Below are 22,018 nucleotides of genomic sequence, written 5' to 3'. Positions count from 1 at the left end.
GGGAACACACCCTGCGGTGACCCCGCCACCGCGCCCCCCCGAGCTCCCCACGGCATCCCCCCACGGCATCCCCCCCCCACGGCCCCCCACGTGGAAAGCGGCACCGCGCGACCCGCGAAGCCGCCCGCACGACCACCGGACACGACCGTGACCGGCACGGAGACCGACCCGACAACCTCAGGGATCGCCCATGCTTCCCCTCTCCTCCTCGCAGGAGATCGTCTGGCTGCACGAGCAGATGCAGCCCGGCAGTCGCGCCTACAACTTCACCGCCTCACTCGACCTGTGGGGCACCCTCGACACCGAGGCGCTGCGCCGCGGCCTCGACGCCACCCTGGCACGCCACCCCGGTCTGCGGCTCGAACTCGTCGCCTCCACCGGATCCGTACCGGCGCAGCGGGTCGCGCGCCAGTGTGCGCCGAGGCTGCACACGGTCGACCTCGGCACCGAGGAGGACCCCGAGGCGGCCTTCGCCCGTCTCCTGCGCACCGAGGCCGAGACACCGCTCGACACCTTCGAGGCACCGCTCATCCGCTGGACGCTCGTACGACTGGCCGAGCGCCACCACCGGCTGATCCACGTCGAACACCACCTGATCCACGACGGGCACTCCTTCGCGATCCTGCTCGACGACGTCTTCCGCGTCTACCGCGCCCACGTCCTCGGCGAGCCCCTGGAGCTCCCGCCCGCCTCCTCGTACGCGGACCACGTCCAGGAACGGGCCGGGGCCGCGTACGCCCCCGAGTCGCTCGACTTCTGGCGGGCCGAACTGCGCGACCAGCAGCACGACCTGCCGCTGCCCGGCCTGACCCGCCCCGGTGCCCGCCGCAAGCACCACGGCGGACAGCTGCGCCAGACGATCGGCGCCGATCTCGCCGAACGCCTGCGCGCGCACGCCCGCGCACGCGGCCTCACCCCCTTCTCCACGCTCCTCGGGCTGTTCGCCGAACTCCTGCGCCGGCACAGCGGCCGCTCCCGGATGGTCATCGGCACCGCCGTCGGCAACCGCCCGCTCGGCTACGAGGACGCCGTGGGCATGTTCGTCAACACCATCCCGCTGCCGCTCGCCCTGGACGGCGCCGCCCCCGCCCAGGACGCCATGGACGAGGTCACCGACACCCTCATCCGGGCCCTGCCGCACCAGGACGTACCGGTCCAGGAGCTGACCCGGGCGCTCGGCATGCACACCTCCGGCGCCGACAACCCGCTCTTCTCCGTCATGTTCAGCGCCCACGACGCACCGTTGCCCGAGATCGACGTGCCCGGCCTCGACATCACCCTCTTCGAGGGCTTCAACACCGGCACCACCCGCTTCGACCTCGACGTGGTCCTGCTCCCGGACGACCGGCGCGGCGTCACCCCGCGCCACGGCTCGCCCGGGATGACACTGGTCTGGGACTACGACACGGACCTGTTCGGCGAAGACGTCGCCCGGCTGCTCTCGGGTCGCTTCCTGGACCTGCTGCGCGCCTACCTCGACAGCCCCGAGACCGCGCTGGCCGACCTGGTACCGACCGCCGTGGAGCCGGCCGCCGCGCCCGTGCCCGTCCCCGCCGACCGCGATCCGCTGGATCCCGTGGCCGCGCACCACCCGTCGCTGCCCGCCCTGCTGTGCGGAGCCCGCCGTCTCACCTACGGCGAGCTCGACGACCGCGTCGGTTCGCTCGCCGAGCGACTGCGCGCCGCCGGCGTGACGCCCGGCCGGCCGGTGGCCGCCGTCCTGCCCAGGGGGACCGACTCGCTCGTCGCCCTGCTCGCATGCCTGCGGACCGGCGCCGTCTACTGCCCGCTGTCCCCGTCCGATCCGCCGGCCCGGCTCGGTCTGCTGCTGGAGCGCCTCGCCCCGGCGCTGGTCCTCACCGGCGACGGCGCCCCGGCCCTGCCGGAAGCACTGCCGACCGCCCGGATCGACGCACCGGTCCTGCCTCCCGCGCACGGAACCGCCGAACTCCCCGGCACCGCGTACGTCATCCACACCTCCGGCTCCACCGGGACGCCGAAGCCGGTCGCCGTCGGCCACGCGGCGCTCGTGCACCATCTGACGGCGGCCGCCGACCGGTTCGGCCTCACCACCTCGGACCGGGTCCTGATGTTCGCCCAGTCGTCGTTCGACGTGGCGCTCGAGGAGGTGCTGCCGGCCCTGCACGCCGGTGCGTGCCTGGTCCTGCCCGAGCACGAGGTGCCCACGGGCGCCGAACTCGCCGAACTGCTGGCGTCCGCCCGGGTCACCGTCGCCAACCTGCCGACCAGCTACTTCCTGGCCACCCGCGAGGACCTGCGTCCCGTACTGCGTGACGAGAGCTGGGCGCCCAGGCTCCTGGTCCTCGGCGGTGAGCGCCTTCCCGCGGAGGCACTGCGCGGTGTCCTCGCCGACACCGACGCCACCGTGCTCAACGCGTACGGCGTCACGGAGGCGGCCATCAGCTCGACCGTCCACGAGATCTCCCGCGACGCCCTCGCCGAGGGCACCGAGATCCCCCTGGGCACCGAACTCCCGGGCGAGCGCGTCCACGTCCTGGACGCCCACCACCGCCCGCTGCCCACCGGTGCGGTCGGTGAACTCGCCGTCGCCGGACCCGGTCTCGCCCAGGGCTACGCGGGCAATGCGGAGGCGACGGCCGCCCGGTTCGTCCACGTCGACGCACTCGACGGACAGCGCGTCTACCTCACCGGCGACCTCGGCTACCGCGGTCTGGACGGTCTGCTGTACTTCCTCGGTCGGCGCGACCACCAGATCAAGCTGCGCGGTCACCGCATCGAGCTGGAGGAGATCGAGGCGGCCGCGTCCGCGGTGCTGGGCGGCCGGTCCTGCGCCGTCGTACTGGACCGGGAAGGCCCCGGCGGGCCCCGGCTCGTCGGCTTCCTCGAAGACGGAGCCGCCGGCGCGGCCTTCGACGAGAAGGCACTGCACGCCGAGCTGAGCCGCCGCCTGCCCGGCCCCCTCGTGCCCGCCCGGTGGGCACGGCTGGACAGCATGCCGACCCTCGCCGGCGGCAAGCCCGACCGCACGGCACTGTCCCGTCGGGCGGCGGCGCTCGATTCCGGCGACGACGCGGCGCCCGAGCCCGGAGCCGACTCCGAGCCCGGGCCCGCGGCCGAGGCCACCGCCGTGTCCGCCGCGTCTGCCGTGTCCGACGACCCGGTGACGGCCTTGCTCACCGAAGGCTGGCGCAAGGTCCTCGGCCACAGCCGCTTCGACGCCCGCTCCCACTTCTTCCACAGCGGGGGCCACTCCCTGCTGGCCGCCGAGCTGGCCGCCTGGCTGGAGCCCCGGCTGGGCACGCGCCCGCCGCTGAAGGTGCTCTTCCGTAACCCCGTGCTCGCCGACCAGGCCGCGGCCCTCGCCACCACCACCCTTTCCACGGAGTCGTGATGATCCAGTCCCCGACCGCAGCCGTCGCCCCCGCCACGCCCCTCGATGCCGGATCCCCACTGAGCGTCGCCCACGGCCCCGCCGCCGAACCGACCGGTGTGCTCGCCCGCTTCGAGGACTGGGCCCGGCGCACCCCGCAGGCCACGGCAGTGATCGACCGCACCCAGATCTGGACGTACCAGGACCTCGACGCGGCGGCCGCGCTGGTCGCCGCCGATCTGGCCGACCGCGTCCGGCCCGGTGACCTGGTCGGCGTCTGCCTCGACCGGTCCACCGCCCTGGTGGTGACCGCCGTCGCGCTCGCCCGGCTCGGCGCCGTCTACCTGCCGCTCGGCCCGCGCCCCGGCGAGCGCCGCATCCAGGCCGTCACCGAGGACCTCGACGTCGCCTGCCTCATCGGCGATCCCGCCGTCCTGCCCGAGGAACACCGCGGCGGGGAGCACGCCCTGCTCCCGCTGCCCACCGGCGGGGTCAACGCCCCCGCCACCGCGGTGGCAGCCTTCGCCGACTCCGTCCGCGGCACCCGGCGCGCGCCCGAAGGCGCCCTGTACGCCGTCCTCACCTCCGGTTCCACCGGCCGCCCCAAGGCGGTCGCCGTGGCCGAGTCCTCGCTGTCCGTCGCCCTCGACTGGTACCGGGCCGAGACCGGCCTCGCACCGGGCGACCGCCAGTCCCTGCTCATCGGTGTCGCGTTCGACCCGCATCTGCTCGAACTGTGGGCCGCCCTGACCTCGGGTGCCGCCCTCGTCCCGGCCCCGGACGACACCCGCTGGGACTCGCACCTGCTCACCGACTGGTGGCGTGACAGCGGCCTCACCCACGCCGTGGCGGCCACTCCCACCGTCGAGCCGCTCCTGGACCGGCCCTGGCCGCAGGACCTGAAGCTGCGTCACCTCGTCGTCGGCGGCGACCGCATGCGCCGCCGCCCCGGCGCCGACGTCACCGCGACCGTCCACAACGCCTACGGCCCCGCGGAAGCCACCGTCGTCACCACCACCCACACCATGCGCGGCACCGACCCCGAGGCCGGTGACCCGGCACCGCCGCCCATCGGCACCGCGCTGCCGGGCGTCACCCTCGTCGTCACGGACGACGAAGGCCGCCCCGTCGCCCGCGGGCAGGAGGGCGAACTGCGCGTCGGCGGCCACTGCCTGGCGCTCGGCTACCTCGACCCCGAACTCACCGCACGCCGCTTCACCTCGCCTCCGCAAGAACTGGCGCTGCCCGCGATCGACCGCCTCTACCGCACCGGCGACCGGGTGCGGATGAACGCCGACGGCAGCCTGGACTTCCTCGGCCGCCTCGACGACCAGGTGAAGATCAGCGGCGTGCGGATCGAACCGGTCGAGGTGGAAGCCGCCTTCGAGCAGGACCCCCGCGTGCGCACCGCCGTCGTCACCGTGCTGCGCGACGGCTCCGGCCACGGCCGCCTCGTCGCCCACGTACGGCCCGCCGACGGCACCGCACCCGCGGCGGCGGACCTCCTCGACGCGGTCCGCCCGTGGCTCCCCGAGCAGGCCGTTCCCACCGCCGTACGGATCGTCGACGGCTTCCCGCTCGACGCCAACGGCAAGGTGGACCGGCCCGCCCTGGCAGCCCAGGCCCAAGCCCAGGCGCCCGTCGCGCCCCGGACCGCCACCACGGACGACCCCGCCGACGCCACCGCCATCGCCACCGAATCCGAGCGGCTGGTACTGACGACCGTGCGCGACCTCCTCGGCCGGCCCGGCATCCGCCTCGGCGACCACTTCACCGACGCCGGCGGCACCTCCGTCGTCGCCGCCCGGCTGCTGGCAACCGTGGAACGCGAGACCGGAGTACGCCTGCGCGCCCCCGAGCTGCTGCGCAGCACCGACCTGCGCGCCTTCGCCGCCCTCCTCGACCAGCGCCGGACCCCGCGCCCGGAAGGAGCCTGACATGACCACCACCATCCCGCAGCCCGCCGACCCGGCGCACGACACCCCCGTACCGTCGCAGGCGCGGGCGACCGCCCTGCCGGCGCTCGTCGCGCGGCACGCCGAACTCACCCCCGACGCCCTCGCCGTCGTGGACGGCGACACCACCCTCACCTACGGACGCCTCCTCCAGGCCGGCCGCGCCCTCGCGGCACACCTGCGCGCACACGAGGTGGCCCGCGGCGACCGGGTGGCGCTCCTGACGGCGCGGTCGTCCCGCACGGTCGTGGCACAGCTCGGGCTGTGGCTGGCGGGAGCCGTGTGCGTGCCGCTAGACCCCGCCCAGCCCCGCCCGCGCACCGAGGCGATGATCGCCGACGCGGAGGTGACGCTCACCCTCGGCGACGCGAAGATGCTGGACGCGGCCGCACTCCACGGCCCCGTCCTCGCCCTGCCCGAGGAGCCGCTCACGACCGGTCGGCCGGTCGACGAGTCCGACCCGGACAGCCCCGCATTCATCATGTTCACCTCCGGATCCACCGGCCGCCCCAAGGGCGTCCTCGTGCCGCACCGGGCCATCGCGGAGCTGGTCACCGCACCCGACTACGTCACCCTCACCGGCCGTGACCGCGTGCTGTTCCACTCGCCCATGACCTTCGACGCCTCCACGTTCGAAGTCTGGGGCGCGCTCGCGGGCGGCGCCGCGGTCGTCGTCTGCACCGAGCAGCGGCCCTCCCTGGAAGACCTGGCCCGGCACGTCGAACGGCACGGCGTGACCGTGGCGTTCTTCACCACGGCCCTCTTCCACCAGCTCGCCGCACGCCGCTCCCGCGTCTTCGCCCAGCTCCGCTCGGTCGTCGTGGGCGGCGAGGCGATGGCCGCCGCACCGGCCCGCGAGGTGCTCACCGCCTTCCCCTGGCTGGAGCTCGTCAACGGCTACGGGCCGACCGAGACGACCACCTTCGCCACCGCCCACCGGGTCACCGCTCAGGACTGCGAGGGGCCGATACCGATCGGCAGGCCCATCTCCGGGGCCACGGCGCACGTCCTGGACGCCGACGGCCACCCGGTCGCCGACGGCGACCGGGGCGAACTGTGGATCGGCGGCAGCAGGCTCGCCGACGGGTACACGGGCCTGCCCGCACTCACCGCCGAACGGTTCGTCGAGCACCCCGCCGGCGGCGGGCGGCTCTACCGTACGGGCGACATCGTCTCCCTGCGGCCCGACGGCATCCTCCGGTTCCACGGCCGCAACGACGACCAGGTCAAGGTCCGCGGCTTCCGCATCGAACCGGCCGAGGTCGAACACGCCTTCCGCGAGCAGCCGGACGTGGCCGACGCCGCCGTCACCGTCGACGGCGCCGGCACCCCCGAGGCGCGCCTCGTCGCGTTCGTCGTCGCCGCGCCCGGCCCCGTACCGCAGGGCGCGGTACTGCGCGAGCGGCTCACCGCGGTCCTGTCGGCCCACCTGGTTCCCGACACGGTCACCGTGCTGGAGCGGCTTCCCCTCACCCCGGCCGGCAAGGTCGACCGGCGCGCGCTCACCGCGCGCGCGGTCACCCCACACGCCCACGCCGCCGGACACCGGCCCGCCGACGAGCCGGCGGCGGCGCCCATGACACCGCTGGAACAGGCCGTGGCCGAGGTGTGGAGCCAGGCCCTGGGCATCGAGGTCACCCGCGCCGCAGACGAGTTCCTCCTCCTCGGCGGCCATTCCCTCCTCGCCCTCGCCGTCACCGACGACCTGCGCGAGCAACTCGGCGTGGAACTCTCCCTCGCCGAGTTCTTCGCCGCACCGACCGTCGCCGCCCAGGCCGCACTGGTCGAAAGCGCCCTCCTGGCCGCCCACGCGGACCTCCACCCCGAGACCCCGGAGCACAGCGATGTCCACTGACACCGACTCCGCGGCCCGCGACAGCCGGCAGCAACTCCAGCAGGAGCTGCTGCGCCGGGCCCGGGCCGGAACCGCCCGGCGCACGACGGCCGAGCACACTGCTGATGCGTTCACCGGCCAGGACGGCCACACACCGCGGACCGCACGCGTCCCCCTCTCCCGCGCCCAGCGCCGCATGTGGCTGATGGAGCGGCTCGGCGGCGCGGGCGACTCGTACCACGTACCGTTCGCCACCCGTGTGCGCGGTCCGTTCGACGTGGCCGCGTTCGCCACCGCCCTCACCCGGCTGGTGGCCCGGCACGCCGTTCTCCGCACCCGCTACACGGAGCACGCGGGCGAGCCCTGCCAGGAGGTGCTCCCGACGCCGAGGACGGTCCCCGTACACGTCGTCGACACCGACCTGAGACACGCCCCGGAGCTGCTGCGGCGCGAGACGGCCCGGCCGTTCGACCTCGCGGCGGGCGACGCCGTACGCGCCCTCGTCCTGCGCCACGCCCCGCAGGACCACACCGTGCTGCTGACGTTCCACCACATCGCCGTGGACGCCGCCTCACTGGAGACCGTGGCCGCCGAACTCGCCGTCCTCTACACGGCGGCCGCCGACGGAACGGGCCGGCCCCCGCTCGCCGCAGCACCGCAGTACGCCGACCACGCGCGCCGCGAGCACGACGACATCCCCGGCTTCGAGGCGGAACTGAACCGCTGGAGCGCCCTGCTGGCCGACGCCGCCCCACCGCGCCTGCCCCGGCCGGCCGCCCCGCCCACAACGGCGCGCCCCGGAGCCGCGCACACCGTACCGCTGGCGCCCGGCGTGCCCGAAGCCCTGCGGGCGCTGGGCGCACAGCGGCAGGCCACGCTCTTCGCGGTCTCGCTCACCGCGGCCTTCGCCGCACTGCACCGCCTCACCGGCGACGACGACCTCGTCATCGGCGTGGCGGGCACCCACCGCAGCGGAACCGCCATGCGCGGCCTCGTCGGCCTGTGCGTCAACACCCTGCCCGTACGGGTGGACGTCTCCGGCGACCCCTCGTTCGCCGAACTCCTGCGCCGCGTGAGCAACGCGCTCCTCGAAGCCCAGCGCCACCGGCACATCCCCTTCGACCTGGTCCTCGAACGCCTCGGCGCCGGGGCCCGCGGCGCCGACGGCACCGCACTGGTCCGCGTCACCTCCGACATCCTCGGCGAGCCGACGGTGCTCCGGCTGCCCGGTACCTCGGCCGAGTACGTCGACATCCCCTCCGACGGCGCGAAGTTCACCCTGTCCTACGGCCTGGTGCCGGGCGACGACGCACAGCCGCAGGCGCTCGTCCAGTACGACGCGAACACCCTGGACGACACCGTGGCGCAGGCGGCCGTACGGGACTACGCGGCCCTGCTCCACGCGGTCGCGGCCGACCCGGAACTCGCCCTGAGCCGACTGCCCCTGCCCGGACCGGACCACGCCGCCGGCCACCGGGACGACGCCGACCCGGAAGGCGACCGCCACCCGGCCGCGCAGGCCCTGCGCGCCCACCCGGGCGTCGCCGACGCCACAGTGGTCCGGCCCGCGGACGGGCAGCCCGTGGCCTACGCCGTCCTGCACGACAGCGTCGGCCCGTCCGGCCACGAACTGCTGAGCCTGCTGCGCCGGTCGCTCGCCCCCGAGGCCCTGCCCGCGACGGTCACGCTGCTGGACGCGCTGCCGCGCTCGGCCGCCGGGCCGCTCGACCGCGCCCGGCTGCCCGGGCCGCCCGGGCCGCCCACGCCGAACATCCCGTCCGGCCCCCGGGCCGAAGCGGTCGAGAACACCTTCACCGCAGTGCTCGGCGTCGCCCCGGCACCGGACGACGACTTCTTCGCCCTCGGCGGCCACTCCCTGAAAGCCGTACAGCTCGCCGAAAGGCTCCGTACGGACCTCGGACTGCCGCTCACGGGCCTCGACGTGCTCCAGGCCCGCACCCCCCGGGCACTGACCGCGCTCCTCGACGAACGGGCGGCACGGCAGAGCGCCGCGAAGGCGGCGAGCAGGCCGGCCCGCCGTTCCCGGGACATCCGCCCGGGCACGGTGCTGGTCACCGGCGCGACGGGCGGCGTGGGCGCGTTCGTCGTACGTGAACTCGCCGCCCAGGGCCGCCCCGTGCTGGCACTGGCCCGGCCCGAGTCCGCCCATCTGATCGCCACCGAAGGCGTCGACGTCATCGAAGGAGACCTCTCCGACCCGGCCGGGCTGCGGGACGCCGTCGCGCAGGCCGACGCGGTCGTCCACGCCGCCTGCACCTTCACCCGGCACGACGTGGACCTGGCGGCGATGGAGGCGATGGTCGACGCCTGGCGGCGCGGACCGTTCGTCTTCGTCAGCAGCGTCGACGCCTACGGGCACCCCGGAACCGACCGGGTCGCCGAGGAGGCGCCGCCCCAGGAGCCCGTCGGCCCGTACGGGACCGCCAAGCTCGACTGCGAGGCCATGGTGCTGCGCGCCGCGGGGACCGAGGGACGCGGGGGCGCGAGCGCCGTGCGGTCACCGCTCGTCTGGGGCGCGCACGACCGGCTGCGCGAACAGCTGCGCTGGGGTGCCATCGGCACCCTCTACCAGGCCGCCCGCCAGGGCCGGCCGATCGACCTGCCACGCCCCGGTACCGGCGGACACGCCTGGTACGGAGCCGCCTGGGTGCACGCGGCCGCGCTGGCCCGGGCGGTGACCGAGTGCCTGGACCGGCCCGTGCACGGAGTCGCCAACGCGTGCAGCGGACACGTGTCCTGGCGTGACCTCGCCCAGGACCTCACGGAACTGCTCGGCACCCGGTCCGCCTTCCACGAGAGCGCAACGGTCCCGCGCGACCTGGACCACCGCTGGCACTACGACAGCGCCCGCCTGGCCCGTCCGCTGCGCGCCCGCCCGGGAGAGGACCGGCGGACCGTACTGGCAGAGATGATCGGCGCCATGCCGCCCGACCACGCCTGACACACGCCCCGCGCCCGGAGCCCCACCCCAGGGGCCTCCGGGCGCGGCCACCCGTACCACGCCCGGCCGCCCAGGCCTTGCGCACCTGCCCCTACTGCGGCTTCGGGCCCTTCATCAGCTTGCTGAGCTCTTCCAGGGCGCCTTCCGTCATACCCCGGACGTAGTCCCAGCCGTTGTGGTCGCCGCCCTGTATCTCGTGGATCGTGACCTTGATCGGGCCCTTGCCGAACTGCTGCTGGAACTTCTCCATCCGGTCGCGGCCGCCTTCCTTCGTGCCGTACTGGAAGAGGACGTTCACCTCCGGGCCGTTGCCGGCTATCAGCTTCGGGGCGAGCTTCTCGGGGTTGTTCGCGTCCATCTCCGCCTGGTGGCCCTTCCAGAGCGGGGAGTCCGGGACGATCTCACCGCCGTTGGCGATGACGGCCCGGAACCGGTCCGGCTTCTGCAGGAGCTGCTTGAGGCCGACGAAGGCACCGGAGGAATTGCCCATGAAGGCCCAGCCGTCGCGGGACTTGTACGTACGGAAGTTGGCCCGGGCGATGTCGGGTACGTCCTCACCGATCCAGGTGCCCATCTTGGCCTGGCCGGGGATGTCGGAGCCGTCGTAGTAGTACTTGGCGTCCGGGTTGAGGATCGGCATGACCAGGATGAACGGGAGGCTCTTGCCGGCTGCGGAGCCCTCGGATATGGCCTTCTGGAGGCCCAGCTTCGGCATGGTCGCCCAGTAGTTGTCGGCGTTCCCGTTGCCTCCGGGCAGCGCGATCATGACAGGGAAGGCGCTCTTCGCGTACTCCGGGCGGTCGTACTCCTTGGGCGTCCACACCCAGACGCTGCCGTCGAAACCGGACTTGGCGCCCTTGACCCGGGCCTTGGATATGCGGGTGCCGTCGTCCAGTTTGACCGTCTGCTTGAAGTCGGTGAACGGACCGGCGGGGAGGGACACGTCCGGGTCCGCGCTCGGCGCGGCGGCCTGCTTCCCGCCGCCGGTGTCCTTGCCCTTGTCCTCGCCCGCACCTGCGGCGGGTTTCGCGTAGCTGACGGACTCCCCGTTCCCGTCGAACCAGTCCGTCGTCCAGTAGATCAACCCGGCGCCGGTGCCGGCGAGCAGGGCCACCGCCACCGCGGAAGTGATCCACACCTTCTTGCGGGATCGCCTGGGCTGCTGCGTCTGCGGGTACTCGTGCACGAACATTGCTCCGAACAGGGCGGCTGCCCTCGGACGGGCAGAACGGGTAGGTCCGTCTGTTTGGATGTGTTTCTCGGCCCGAAGGGTTGCAAAAATACACAATAAATGTCGTTTGGATTTCAAATGAGGCCGCGCAGGCGAGCCGGAGCGTTCCGAGTGGGCAACAGGCCCACGGCCGGCGCGCCTGCGCGGATGGTCGGTGCGGATCGGTCCCAGCGGTCAAGGGGGTCCATGGCGGGTTCGTTCGGCAGGCCTGAACTCGGCGGCATTGTGCTGCGGTCGGCCCGAGGTGGCCGTGTGCCGGTTCACCGTTGGTACTGCAGAGCGTCGGCGCCCGCGGCGATGACCTCGGCGAGCCGGTTGGCGAAGGCCGCATTGCATCCACCGAGCCGGACGAAACCGTGGCTGGCCACCGGGCCGTCGTTGCAGAGGGAGGGCAGGGTCATGCCGGCGAGTGCGAGCGCCGCCTGGAGGTTGGTGACGGCGTCTTCGCCGTCCTGGTAGGCGGCGTCCTGAAGCCGCTTGTACTGCATCCGCTCGGCGTGGCTCAGTTCGTAGACCATGGTTCTTGCCTTTCATGCGCAATGGAGGGGGAGTGGGGCGAGAGGTGGCCGCGGGCAGCCGACGGGGCACGGCGCCGAACGACGCGTCGCTCGGACGTGCCGCGGCAGCAGGATGCCCGGGGCCCGGTGAACGGGCCCGGACCTGGGCATGGACCGTCGGATTGAGTCTTCGTACGGCCCGTGACTATCGGTTTCGATCTTCGTTTCAAAGGTGCAGGCGAGCACCCTTGTGACGCGTGGGAAGGAACGGGTTGACCAGGAAGTTGGCGGCTGTCACTGCCTCCGCTCTTCGCGGTCGCCCCGTACCGCACGCGCGCGCGGGAGCCCTGGCCTGCGCGAGGGATGCCGCCGCGCAGGTGCGACCGTCATGCGCCGTACCCGAACCTGCGGCCGTTGGACGGAGAGCGGTCCGTTCTTCCGTCTGCCGCGGAGTAGCCGGGACGGGCGCCGTCCGGGCCGGTGCGGGCCGTGGCCGTCTGCCCGGCCCCGAGGACGGAGGCCGACCGGTTCCGGTGTCGTGGAGCGGCCTGGCGGGGCGGCCGCGTGAGCGTGATCTGACGGACCAGCTGCTGGAAGCAGGCCAGCGCCGCGACGGCGGGGAGCGCGGACGACGTCTCGGCCGCGAGTGTTCTGGGTGCCTGGGCCACGCACAGGAGCGTCGCCAAGGTGGAGAACAGCAGAACGATCGACCAGGAATGAACCGCGCGGCGCTGGTGCAGCGCGGACCGGAGGATGGACAGGGACGCGACGGTCCAGGGCCCGTAGATCAGCAGGGGCCACCAGCTCACCACATCGCGGGCCGTGTGGAGTCCGGCACTGTGGCGCAGGGCGTCGCAGATGGCCATCCCGCTGAGGACGCTCACCACGGCGGCGATGACGGCGACCAGCACGGCGGTGAACAGGCTCCCCGTTTGCAGCAGGGTCGCCACCGGCGTCCTCGACCCGTTCCGCCGGTGACCGCTGGAAGTTCGTCTGGGCGGCCGCTCGGCAGGGGTCTGCTTCAGCCCCGCGACGAGGCCGATGGTGCTGACGGTGTCACCGGTGCCGTCGTAGCCGGTGCGGGTGAAGGACTCCGGCTGTCCCGGTGCGGAGCCCTCCTGGAGCAGGCTCGCGAGTTCTTCCACCGGATCCCACGCCAGAGGCGTCTCACCGGACCTGCCCAGGGGTTCCCCGTGTTCCGGCAGACGCCAGGACATGGTGGTGGCCGGCTCGGGGTGGAGGCCGTGGACGTCCGGGTACCCGTACGGCTCATGCACGGCAACTGCCGCCCGAGCGCTCGCCGACGGTCGTGGACGGTGCTGCGCTCCCTGACCTCCGGTCGAACTCGACCTGGATCATGCTCATCGTACGGAGGAAGTCCTCGAGGACCGAGGACGAGTAACTCAGATCGATTTCCCGGCCCTCGTCCTCCAGCGTCGCGTTCCCGTTCCCGCTGCAGCCGGTTGATCCTGGAGTGAAAGTCCACTTTCCGATCCGGGTAGTCCCGGTGTGAAAACCACCTCCCCCTTCGTCTTCTTCTGGAGGCCTGCGGAAGAAGAAGGGGGGCTTTGCTGTTGTCATATTCCATAAACGCTGTTGATGTTGGTCAGGGTATGCGCCATCCGGGTGATCGTGGCGGATGGATAAGCGTCGGTCCCACCTCCGCCGATTCCCGGAACGCGGAAAGAGCTCAGCGGCCACGTCCCGCCGCGCTGCCAATCCGCAGCTCAGGGGGGCGATGAGGGTCGCGCTGGCGCGGGCCCGCACCGGTTCTGTCGCCTGCCATGCGCCCCTCTGACGGCACCCAGCCCGTGCGACCGGATGAGTCCGCGCATGTCGCCGGCTCGTCGTATTTACATTCCTGTGCACGCGCGCACCGATCGGCGGCCGGGGTCACTGCTCGCTGACTGATCATCGGCAAAACAGCTGAGATGCGAACACCGGCAGATTGCTGCGCATGGCTGCAATCGGCGCGTGGGGCGCAACTCTGCATATGCCTCTGCGTTATGCCGGGCAATCGACGGGGGCCGGATCGTGTGCCCCCTCGAGCTTCAGCCTTCGAAAGGATCAGTTGTGGGACATCTTCTCCTGTGGATGGTGCTGCTCTCTGCCGCACTGGGTACAGGTTGTACCGCGTTCGCGTCATCGGGGACCGGCCGTCTGTGGCGCGTGGACGCCGTTGAGCTGAGGCGCCAACAGCGCTTCAAGGACGTTCTGTCCTGCCATGTGGACGCCATCCGGCTGGCCCGCCGGCAAGGCGCGGCGCAGGTGGAGCGGACGGCGGGTGTCTCGGCCTACCCGGGTGCGGACCCGCTCCAGATCGCCCATGAGCCGTACTGGCCGTTGTGCTCCCCGGTGGGCCGGGTGATGCCGACGCCCGGCGACGAGGGTCCCGGCTCGCGATAGGCATTCGATGCTACTGCCGTATGGCGATGCGCCGATGATCTCGGACGGAATGCCATGCAATTTCTCGCATCCGACAGGGCGTGCACTCGACCGAAAGTGCGGTTGTCGGCGTTGAATCCCTTAAAAACCCCGGCAATCCACACATTGTCGATCACGTAAAAACCCCGGCAATTCGTACATTGCCGGATCTGGTGTCACGGTGTCCCTCCTGAACTGTCGGCGGTGTGTGTAATTCCCGTTCGACGCACCCCCGTGCTAAATGTCCGGCGCGAAGGGCGGGAAATACCTAAAACAAAAAGCGTATCATTCTATTTCTGTTCCGTGCGACCGAGGAGTAACTGATTTTGTGAAGGGACACGGGAAAGGGCCCTGTGGCGACTTATCGGACCGATGCTCATGGTCGGCTGTGCGACGCCGTGTCCGGCGGGCGACGGTGCGGGTGGCGAGCGCGGTCCGGGCCGCGCTGATGCGCGTGACGCGCCGCCTCGCTGAAGCCGGCACGGCCGGCTCGATCACTTCGCCCGAGGGGAAAAGGGGATCGATCCAGGTACTCCAGGACGAATACAGGGCGGGCTTCCCCCTGCCCTCGCCTCGCCGGGCGAGCGCCACGAACGACCCCCACGGATGTCCGCTGTGCCAATCCCTCGGAAACCCCGACCCTCCCGCCCGGCCCGGCCCCGGGCACTGAACGGCGGGTCTGCCGATCGAACGGTGTCGCCCCGGCCCGACGAGGCCCGCGGCGGGGGATGAGTAGAACTCGCCTCCAAGGCCCGCGTCGAGGGCCTACACTCTGGCTGCTCTCGTGGCGTACACGGGGCAGGGGGCTGGGGGGTCCATGGGGTTGGCGAAGACGCTGTTGACCGAGGACTGCACGCTGAGCGTGGGATGCAGGGTCAGTATCACGCAGGGAGCCGGCTCCATGACCGTCAAGTGGAGCGTGGCCCACATGTCGGTGAACGGCGGCCGGCGGCCTTCGAAGGGCGATGAGACCGTCGACTTCATCTGCCCGCGCTGCCGCAGAACGATGTCCGCCGTGGTGGAGAGCCGGGCCAAGGCCCGGGCGAAGTACGAGGTCTACCGATGGCTGGGATGGCTGCTGCTGCTCTCGCTGCTCGTCACCTTCCCGCTGCTCATCCACTACGGAGGACAGACCGTCGAGGAGGGGGACACGGCAGCGGTGAACACGGTGGGCGAACTCGTCCTTGCCGTCGCTGTCGGCATCATCCTCGGACCGGCGTTCCTCATGACTGCGGGACAGTACTCAGGGGTCAAGAAGCTACGGTTCGTGCGCCCCGACGGCGGCAGGACCGTGTGGGTGCGGGGCCACCGTCTCTTCTGACGGCCGCGAGCGTGGTTGACGCCCGGCAGGTCCTGAACATGGCGAAGGCCTCAGGTGCGGTGGGAGCCTTCTGGGAACTCACCGCACGGAGGCCTTCGCGTCCCACCGTAATACCCGGCTGACCGTCTTCGGTAGGGGCCTGCCGGCCGAACGGGTGGCCCGTCAGCCCGAGTCGGGCCTGCCCTGCCGTACGGCGTCGTGGGCCGCCAGTGCGGCGCGCAGCGTCAGCGCGTCGGCGCCGCGGGCAGCGTCCAGTCCGGTGAACTCGGCCGCCTTGCGCAGGCGGTAGTCGACCGTGTTCGGGTGGACCTGGAGCCGGGCGGCGGCCCGGCGCCGGTCGAGGCCGGACGCGAGGAAGGCGCGTAACGTGACGAGCAGTTCCGGGCGCGCGTCGAGCGGGTCGAGCAGCGCGGCGAGTCCGTCCCTGGCCGGGCTGGGGCGGCTCAGCTGGTATTCGAGCAGCACGTCGTCGAGGAGGTACAGGCCCGGTCCCCGGCCGGACGCCTCCGCCACCTCGCGTACCTCGCCGGCCAGCCGGGCGGCCTCGGCCACGCCTTCCGGCGCTGCGGCCGCCGCCGCGGCCACCAGCTCGGCGCCGCACATCCGGCCGAGCTGTTGGACCAGCCGGGAGACCCGGTCCCGGTCCACGCGGCCGAAATCGGCGGCCGGCGTCTCGTACGGGATCAGTACCAGCCCGCCCTCGCCGGACAGCACGGACAGCGGGACACCCCTCGTCTGCCGCTGCAGTTCGTTGCGCAGCCGCCGGAGTTTGCGGCGCGCGGCGACCGCATGGTTCATGCCGGGCACCAGCTCGTCCGGGTGCGGTCCCACGGCGATGCTCAGCACCAGGTAGCAGGGCGGCAGACGGATGCCCGCCCGGTCGGCGGCGGCCTGCGGGCTGCCGCCCTCGAGCAGCCGGGACAGCAACGACTGCAGGGCCACCTGCTCGTCACTGAGCGCCGTCTGCCGCTCCTGCACGTACCCGGCCGCGACCTCGCAGCTCACCAGCCGCAGATAGGCGAGCAGTTGGCGCTGCACCAGCAGTACGTCGCCCAGGTCACCCGGTTCGGCCGTGGAGAAGACCTGGGTGGCGCACTCCTCCGCGCCCAGGTGGTAGGCACCGACCACGGCCTCCAGCGGCACGCCCTCGTCGGCGCGCCGGGCCGAGGACTCGCGGATCGCCGCCGCTTCGGCCTGACCGGGCATCTCCCCGGTGCTCAGCACGGCCGCGAAGCTCCGTATACCGCGGGTCACCTGCTTGGCGATGTCGCCGCCGAGGTGTTCCGCGGACAGCGTTCCGTAGACGGGCAGCCGCTCGACGAGCCGGACCATCACCGCGCGTTCCAGCGCCCCGGCGGCGTCCTGGAGCCGCTTGTGTACCGGCACACCGCCGAACTGCGGTACCGAAACCCGTCCCACCGCGTTGGATCCGGTCACAATCCACCTCGCACATCTCTGTTCCCCGCCCCGGAGACGCGGCCGCCTACCGGCTCGATGATGTTTCCGGGACATCACCTACTGGTTGGTAACACGACTGGCCGGTGGATGGCCAGACGCGGCAGACCCGGCCGTGTCGCGCACCGCAATCCCCCTGCCGGGGACCGCCCTCCCCGGCCTGGCGCGCCGATGTACACGACCTCGTACCGGCGCGTCAGTCCCCCCACCCGGAATTCGAGGAACACATGTCCAAGGCAGCCGTTCGCCTGATCGCCGTCGCCGTCGTCACCGCGGCGGCCATGACCGCCGCGCCGGCGGCCACCGCCGCCCAGTCCGCCCCCGCGGCGGCGACCTCCACGACAGGCGACCCGTTCTACACCTATGGCGGCAGCGCGCCCCTGTCCGCGTTCGCGCCGGGCACCGTGCTCAAGACCCGGACCCTGCAGTACCACCTCCTCGGCATCTCCACGCCCTTGAAGGCGGTCCAACTGCTCTACCGCACCACCGACGCCCAGGGCCGCCCGGCCGCCAACGTGACCACCGTGGTGCGCAGCCCGACGGGCGACCGCAGCAAGGCGGTGTCCTACCAGTCGTTCTACGATTCCCTCAGCCCGGAGGACGGGCCCTCCCGTGCCATCGCCGGCAACGTCAGCCTCGGCGGCCTCATCCCGAACGTCGAGGCCGTCTTCCTGGCGCCACTGCTGACGCAGGGCTACGACGTCGTCATCCCGGACACCGAGGGACAGCGGGCGAACTTCGCCGCGGGGCCGGAGTACGGGACGAACACGCTGGACTCGATCCGCGCCGCGACCAGGTCGGCGCAGACCGGACTGAATTCCACCACCGCATTCGGCCTCATGGGCTACTCCGGCGGCTCCATCGCGACCAACTGGGCCGCTGCGCTCGCGCCGAGCTACGCGCCGGACGTCCAGCGCAAGCTGGTCGGCTACGCCGAGGGCGGCCTGCTCGTGGACCCGGCGCACAACCTGAAGTACGTGGACGGCTCACTGGCGTGGTCGGGCGTCATCCCCATGGCGGTCATCGGAGTCTCCCGCTCCTACGGCATCGACCTCAAGTCCTATCTCAACGGCTACGGCCTGGAGGTGTACAAGGAGCTGGAGCACGGCTCCATCGTCGACGCCATCGGCCGCTACCCCGGGCTGACCTGGAAGAAGATGGCGAAGTCGCAGTACGCCGACCCCAACTCGATCCCCGCGTTCGTGGAGGCGATGAACAAGATCAACCTCGGCTCGGCGGCCACCCCCGCCATCCCCGGGTTCATCGCGCAGGGCGACGCGGGCGTCCTGGAGGGGACCTTCGGCAACCACCCGGGAATCGGAACGGGCGACGGCGTCATGGTTTCCGGAGACGTGCGGGCGCTCGCCCGGCAGTACTGCGCCACCGGCAACTCCGCCGTCAAGTACAGCCAGTACGAGCTGCTCAGCCACACGGGTGCCTCCGTGGCCTGGGCCCCCGCCGCGCTGGGCTGGCTGGGCGACCGCTTCGCGGGCAGGCCGGCCCCGTCCGACTGCGGCCGCATCCCCACGGGCAATTCACTGGCGCCGGAGGTGCCGTCGCCGCAGTCCTGACGTCCGCACGAGGCCCTGCCTGCCGCGCCGAAGTCAACGAACGGCGGGTCAGGGCCGCGGGGAGCGGGCGAGGCGCAGCCCCACGTCCTCGATCCGCAGCGTCGGGTGGCTGCGCCGGCGTACGGAGGCGCGGCAGCTCCAGTGCTCGTCGAACCAGCCGCCGCCCCGCAGCACCCGGTAGGAGCCGTACACCTCGGGGTCGTAGAGGTCCCAGCACCACTCCCAGACGTTGCCGAGCATGTCGTACAGGCCCCACGGGTTGGGACGGCGGCCGCCGACCTCGTGGATCCGTTCCCCGGAGTTCCCGCGGTGCCAGGCGATGTCGTCGAGGGGCCCGTAGCGGGGGCCTGCGGTGCCGGCCCGGCAGGCGTGTTCCCATTCGGCCTCGGTGGGCAGCCGGTAGCCGTCCGCGTCCGGGTCCCACGCGATGGGGTCGTCCACGCAGTCGGCGGCGTCTGCCGTGTCGGCGAGGTCGTAGGCGGGGGCCAGTCCTTCCCGCAGGGACAGGGCGTTGCAGTACCGGACCGCGTCCCACCACGACACGCTGTGCGCCGGGAGCCGCCCCCCGTCCTGCCCGCTGTCGGGGTGCGTTCCGGCCACCTGTGCGTAGTCGGCCCGGGTGAGCGGGTACGCCGCGAGGAGGTACGGGGCGACCTCGACCGTCCAGCTGCGTTCGGTGCGGCGGTCCGAGAGGGTGACGTGTCCGCCCGGGACGGTGATCATCATGCCCGGTTCCCCCGCTCCTGGCGGTCGGCTATGGCGAGGGCGGCGGCGTAGCCGTCGGGAGCGGGCAGGTCGGTGAGGATCCAGCCCGGCACGGGCGCCGGGGCGGGGGAGGAGCCGACGTACGGTTCGGCCAGGCCCAGGGCGAGTCCGGTGCCGGAGGCCTTGAGGCAGGCCTCTTTGCGGCACCACACGCGGGCGAGGGCATCGGGGCGAAGCGACGGTACGAGGGCGGTCAGTTCGGCGGTCTCCGCCGGATGCAGGGAGCCCAGGACGTCGGCGACGGCGTCCGCGCCCGGTGTCTCCTCGATGTCCACGCCGACCGGGACGGCGGCGAGGGCGAGGTAGGCCAGGTCGCCGCTGTGGGAGAGGGAGAAGTGGATCCCGCCGCCGGCGACGGCGGGACGGCCGTGGGGGTCGCCGCAGCACGGGCAGTCCTCCCGCACCAGGGTGACCTCCCGCGGGTCGAGGCCGAGGCGGGCGCCGAGCAGGACCCGAAGTCCCAGGTGCGAGGCGAGATAGCGGTGGCGGTGGCCGGGCAGCAGCAGCCGCGCGGCCTTCTCGCGTTCCCCGGCGTCCAGGACGGCGTCCGCCTCCTGGACCCGGTACCCGCCGACCGTGTCCGCGGTGGTGTCCAGGGACCATACCGAGGCGGCCGTGCCCGCGGGCGGCGGCCCGATCCGCGGTGCGCCGGGGCCGAGTTGGTTCACGTACTCGATCATCCGACCGAGGGTAGACCAGGTTGCGTGGGGCCCGTCCGGTGGCGGTCGGTGGTGGTGGTGTTCGTGGGGTGGGTACGGTCTGTTCATGTACTTGATCGGTCCGGGGCAGCAGCGGGGTCATGTCCTACTCGTGGCGGGGGACGCGGCGGTGTCCCGCCGGGCGGTGCATCTCGCCCCCAGTGCGAATGTCGCGGCTCTTGGGATGGTGCCGGCTTCGGTGTTGCTGGGGAGCGAACTCCCCACCGACATGGTGTGTCTGGACGGGGTGGGTGATCCGAACACGGTGCTGGTGCGGTTGCGTGCGGCGGCTGTGACTCCGGGTCCGTTGTTCGTCTACCTCTCGGGTCGGCTCACGGCCGGCCGGCGTGGCCGCGGGCTGTTTCTGGCGTTGGCGGGGACGGCACGGGCAGCTGTGCGGTACACGGCTGTGCCGTGGGACTGGGTGGTGGGTGAGTTGCGGGCCCGTCCTGCCGGGTCGACGAGGGTGCTCGTCGATCTGGTGGCGGACCGGGAGGCGTGGCCGTTGCTCCAGGAGTGGGGCGGTCTGCCGGGCCTGCCGGGTGGGGTGGTGGTCGGGGTGGTGTGTCCGCCGGGCTTCGCGGCGGGGAACGGCACGGTCAGCGGTTACACGCGGCACTGGATCGAGCAGTTGCGCCGCGGTCCGGTCCGGCCGGCCGATGTGCAGCTGCATGCCCTGGCGGCGGGGGCCGCGGGCCTTCCGCCGGGTGCGCTGGTTCTGCCGACGGCCCGCGAGCTGGGCACGGGCCCCGGCACGCAGCAACTACCTCCACAGCAAACGCCGGATCGGCAGGGGCCGGACCTGCAGGGGTGGTTGCAGCACGGGAGCGGGCCGGCCGCTCCGCCCGCCGGCGGGGATCCGCGTCCGTACATCCATGCGCTGGCGACCGGGGGCCGTCATGCGGAGGCGGCTGCTCTGGCCGGGGCCTGGGAGGAGCACGTCCGGCACGTGTACGGGTTCTCCTCCCCGGAAGCGGTCCAGTGGGCGGAGATCCGAGCGGATCTGGCGCGGATGGCGGGTGACTTCCTGCTGGCGACGGGGTTGTGGATGGGCGCCTGCCGGGTCCGGCTGGCCGGTCAGGGGGCGGCTGCTCCCGAGGTCTACGCCGCGGCGGCCGGGGCGCTGTACTGCTGGTCCCAGGTCAGGGACCGGGCTTCGGTGGTCGGCTCGGGGCCCGAACTGCTCGCTCTGCTGGGAGCCCTGCCCGCCCTGGACCCCCGTCATCTGCGGCTGGCGCAGGCACGGCTGGACGTCCTGCGCGGCCCCGCGCTGCCGCGTGCCGTTCCCACCTGAGCCCGTGCACCGGCCGCCCGCTGAAGGGGCGTCGGGGTCCGTCAGGCGGTTTCACGCAGGGTCTCGTCGTGTCGGCGTGCGGTGCGCAGGGCGTGGCCCCACCAGTGGAGGTCGTCGAGGAGGGCCGTTGCGGCGTGCGCGGCGGTGTCGCTGTCGTGCGGTGTCCCTGATTCGTCGAAGGGGAACCGGTGGAAGCTGACGGTTTCGCGGACCGTGGTGGCGTGGAGTTCGGCGAAGACGGGGCGGAGCTGCTCGACGGCGCGCAGGCCGCCGGAGAGGCCGCCGTAGGACACGAATCCGACCGGTTTGCGCCGCCAGACGGGTCCGGTGATGTCGATGGCCTGTTTCAGGGAGGCCGGGAAGGAGTGGTTGTACTCGGGGGTGAGGACCACGAAGGCGTCCGCTGCGGCGAGGCGTTCGACGAATGCGTGGCCGCGGGGCGTGAGGTCGGTGGTCCAGTGTGCCGGGAGGTCGGCGTCCGCGAGGTCGGCGACGGTGAGTTCGATGTCGGTGCGGGCGGCGGCGACCGTTTCGAACCAGCGGGCGACGGTGGGGCCGAACCGGCCTTCCCGGGTGCTGCCGACGACGAGAGCGAGACGCAGTGGAGTGGTCATGCCTCCATGTGTAGAACATCAAGTCCGGTCGAGGTCAAAGGCGTG

The 22,018-nt window shown here is 72.6% G+C and carries 15 protein-coding genes; 8 read left to right on the top strand and 7 right to left on the bottom strand.

Annotated features, from left to right (window positions below):
• The first annotated feature begins 190 nt into the window (after positions 1–190).
• From JYK04_RS02270 to JYK04_RS02255, 4 genes are read left to right on the top strand one after another with little or no spacing between them, the layout of a single operon-like run.
• On the top strand, positions 191–3,373 hold the full coding sequence (locus JYK04_RS02270; RefSeq protein WP_189743381.1) for a non-ribosomal peptide synthetase: 3,183 nt from the start codon (positions 191–193) through the stop codon (positions 3,371–3,373).
• On the top strand, positions 3,373–5,289 hold the full coding sequence (locus JYK04_RS02265; RefSeq protein WP_189743379.1) for a non-ribosomal peptide synthetase: 1,917 nt from the start codon (positions 3,373–3,375) through the stop codon (positions 5,287–5,289). The genes JYK04_RS02270 and JYK04_RS02265 overlap by 1 nt, the downstream gene beginning before the upstream one ends.
• 1 nt (position 5,290) lies before the next feature.
• Positions 5,291–7,162: a non-ribosomal peptide synthetase gene (locus tag JYK04_RS02260; RefSeq protein WP_189743377.1), complete on the top strand. Its 1,872-nt coding sequence runs from the start codon at positions 5,291–5,293 to the stop codon at positions 7,160–7,162.
• Positions 7,152–10,103: a condensation domain-containing protein gene (locus JYK04_RS02255; RefSeq protein ID WP_189743375.1), complete on the top strand. Its 2,952-nt coding sequence runs from the start codon at positions 7,152–7,154 to the stop codon at positions 10,101–10,103. Before JYK04_RS02260 ends, JYK04_RS02255 begins: the two co-directional genes overlap by 11 nt.
• 91 nt (positions 10,104–10,194) lie before the next feature.
• On the opposite strand, the gene JYK04_RS02250 is transcribed toward JYK04_RS02255, so the two are convergent.
• The 3 genes from JYK04_RS02250 to JYK04_RS02240 form a co-directional block, all read right to left on the bottom strand.
• The gene (locus JYK04_RS02250) at positions 10,195–11,295 is read right to left on the bottom strand and encodes an alpha/beta hydrolase (RefSeq protein WP_189743373.1); all 1,101 of its coding nucleotides are present in this window, start codon (positions 11,293–11,295) and stop codon (positions 10,195–10,197) included.
• A 299-nt stretch (positions 11,296–11,594) separates the two neighbouring features.
• The gene (locus JYK04_RS02245) at positions 11,595–11,852 is read right to left on the bottom strand and encodes a hypothetical protein (RefSeq protein WP_189743371.1); all 258 of its coding nucleotides are present in this window, start codon (positions 11,850–11,852) and stop codon (positions 11,595–11,597) included.
• Positions 11,853–12,217: 365 nt separating this feature from the next.
• Positions 12,218–13,108: a hypothetical protein gene (locus tag JYK04_RS02240; RefSeq protein WP_189743369.1), complete on the bottom strand. Its 891-nt coding sequence runs from the start codon at positions 13,106–13,108 to the stop codon at positions 12,218–12,220.
• A gap of 796 nt (positions 13,109–13,904) precedes the next feature.
• Between JYK04_RS02240 and JYK04_RS02235 the strand changes: the two genes are divergently transcribed.
• Positions 13,905–14,237: a hypothetical protein gene (locus JYK04_RS02235; protein ID WP_189743367.1), complete on the top strand. Its 333-nt coding sequence runs from the start codon at positions 13,905–13,907 to the stop codon at positions 14,235–14,237.
• A 919-nt stretch (positions 14,238–15,156) separates the two neighbouring features.
• Positions 15,157–15,576, top strand: a complete 420-nt coding sequence (locus tag JYK04_RS02230; RefSeq protein WP_189743365.1) for a hypothetical protein — start codon at positions 15,157–15,159, stop codon at positions 15,574–15,576.
• 162 nt (positions 15,577–15,738) lie between these two features.
• Here JYK04_RS02230 and JYK04_RS02225 read toward each other — a convergent pair whose 3' ends face one another.
• Entirely contained in the window at positions 15,739–17,013 is a 1,275-nt protein-coding gene (locus JYK04_RS02225) for a PucR family transcriptional regulator (RefSeq protein ID WP_229876420.1), read from the bottom strand.
• A gap of 245 nt (positions 17,014–17,258) precedes the next feature.
• Between JYK04_RS02225 and JYK04_RS02220 the strand changes: the two genes are divergently transcribed.
• Positions 17,259–18,602, top strand: a complete 1,344-nt coding sequence (locus JYK04_RS02220) for a lipase family protein (RefSeq protein WP_189743361.1) — start codon at positions 17,259–17,261, stop codon at positions 18,600–18,602.
• A 48-nt stretch (positions 18,603–18,650) separates the two neighbouring features.
• On the opposite strand, the gene JYK04_RS02215 is transcribed toward JYK04_RS02220, so the two are convergent.
• Both JYK04_RS02215 and JYK04_RS02210 read right to left on the bottom strand, forming a co-directional pair.
• Positions 18,651–19,325: a formylglycine-generating enzyme family protein gene (locus JYK04_RS02215; RefSeq protein ID WP_189743697.1), complete on the bottom strand. Its 675-nt coding sequence runs from the start codon at positions 19,323–19,325 to the stop codon at positions 18,651–18,653.
• Positions 19,325–20,047 carry a 4'-phosphopantetheinyl transferase family protein gene (locus tag JYK04_RS02210; protein ID WP_189743359.1) on the bottom strand — a complete coding sequence of 241 codons (723 nt, stop codon included), beginning with the start codon at positions 20,045–20,047 and terminating at the stop codon, positions 19,325–19,327. The genes JYK04_RS02215 and JYK04_RS02210 overlap by 1 nt, the downstream gene beginning before the upstream one ends.
• A 484-nt stretch (positions 20,048–20,531) precedes the next feature.
• Between JYK04_RS02210 and JYK04_RS02205 the strand changes: the two genes are divergently transcribed.
• Complete coding sequence (locus tag JYK04_RS02205; RefSeq protein WP_244372104.1) at positions 20,532–21,359, top strand: hypothetical protein; 828 nt, start codon at positions 20,532–20,534, stop codon at positions 21,357–21,359.
• Between the two features lie 41 nt (positions 21,360–21,400).
• Here JYK04_RS02205 and JYK04_RS02200 read toward each other — a convergent pair whose 3' ends face one another.
• Positions 21,401–21,973, bottom strand: coding sequence for an NADPH-dependent FMN reductase (locus JYK04_RS02200; protein ID WP_189743354.1), 573 nt, complete (start codon positions 21,971–21,973; stop codon positions 21,401–21,403).
• Positions 21,974–22,018 lie beyond the last annotated feature (45 nt).

The sequence above is a fragment of the Streptomyces nojiriensis genome, assembly GCF_017639205.1.
In the GTDB taxonomy this organism is placed as follows: Bacteria; Actinomycetota; Actinomycetes; order Streptomycetales; family Streptomycetaceae; genus Streptomyces; species Streptomyces nojiriensis.
The sequence above is the reverse complement of the archived record's forward strand: the minus strand, read 5'-3'. Positions and strand labels throughout refer to the sequence as shown.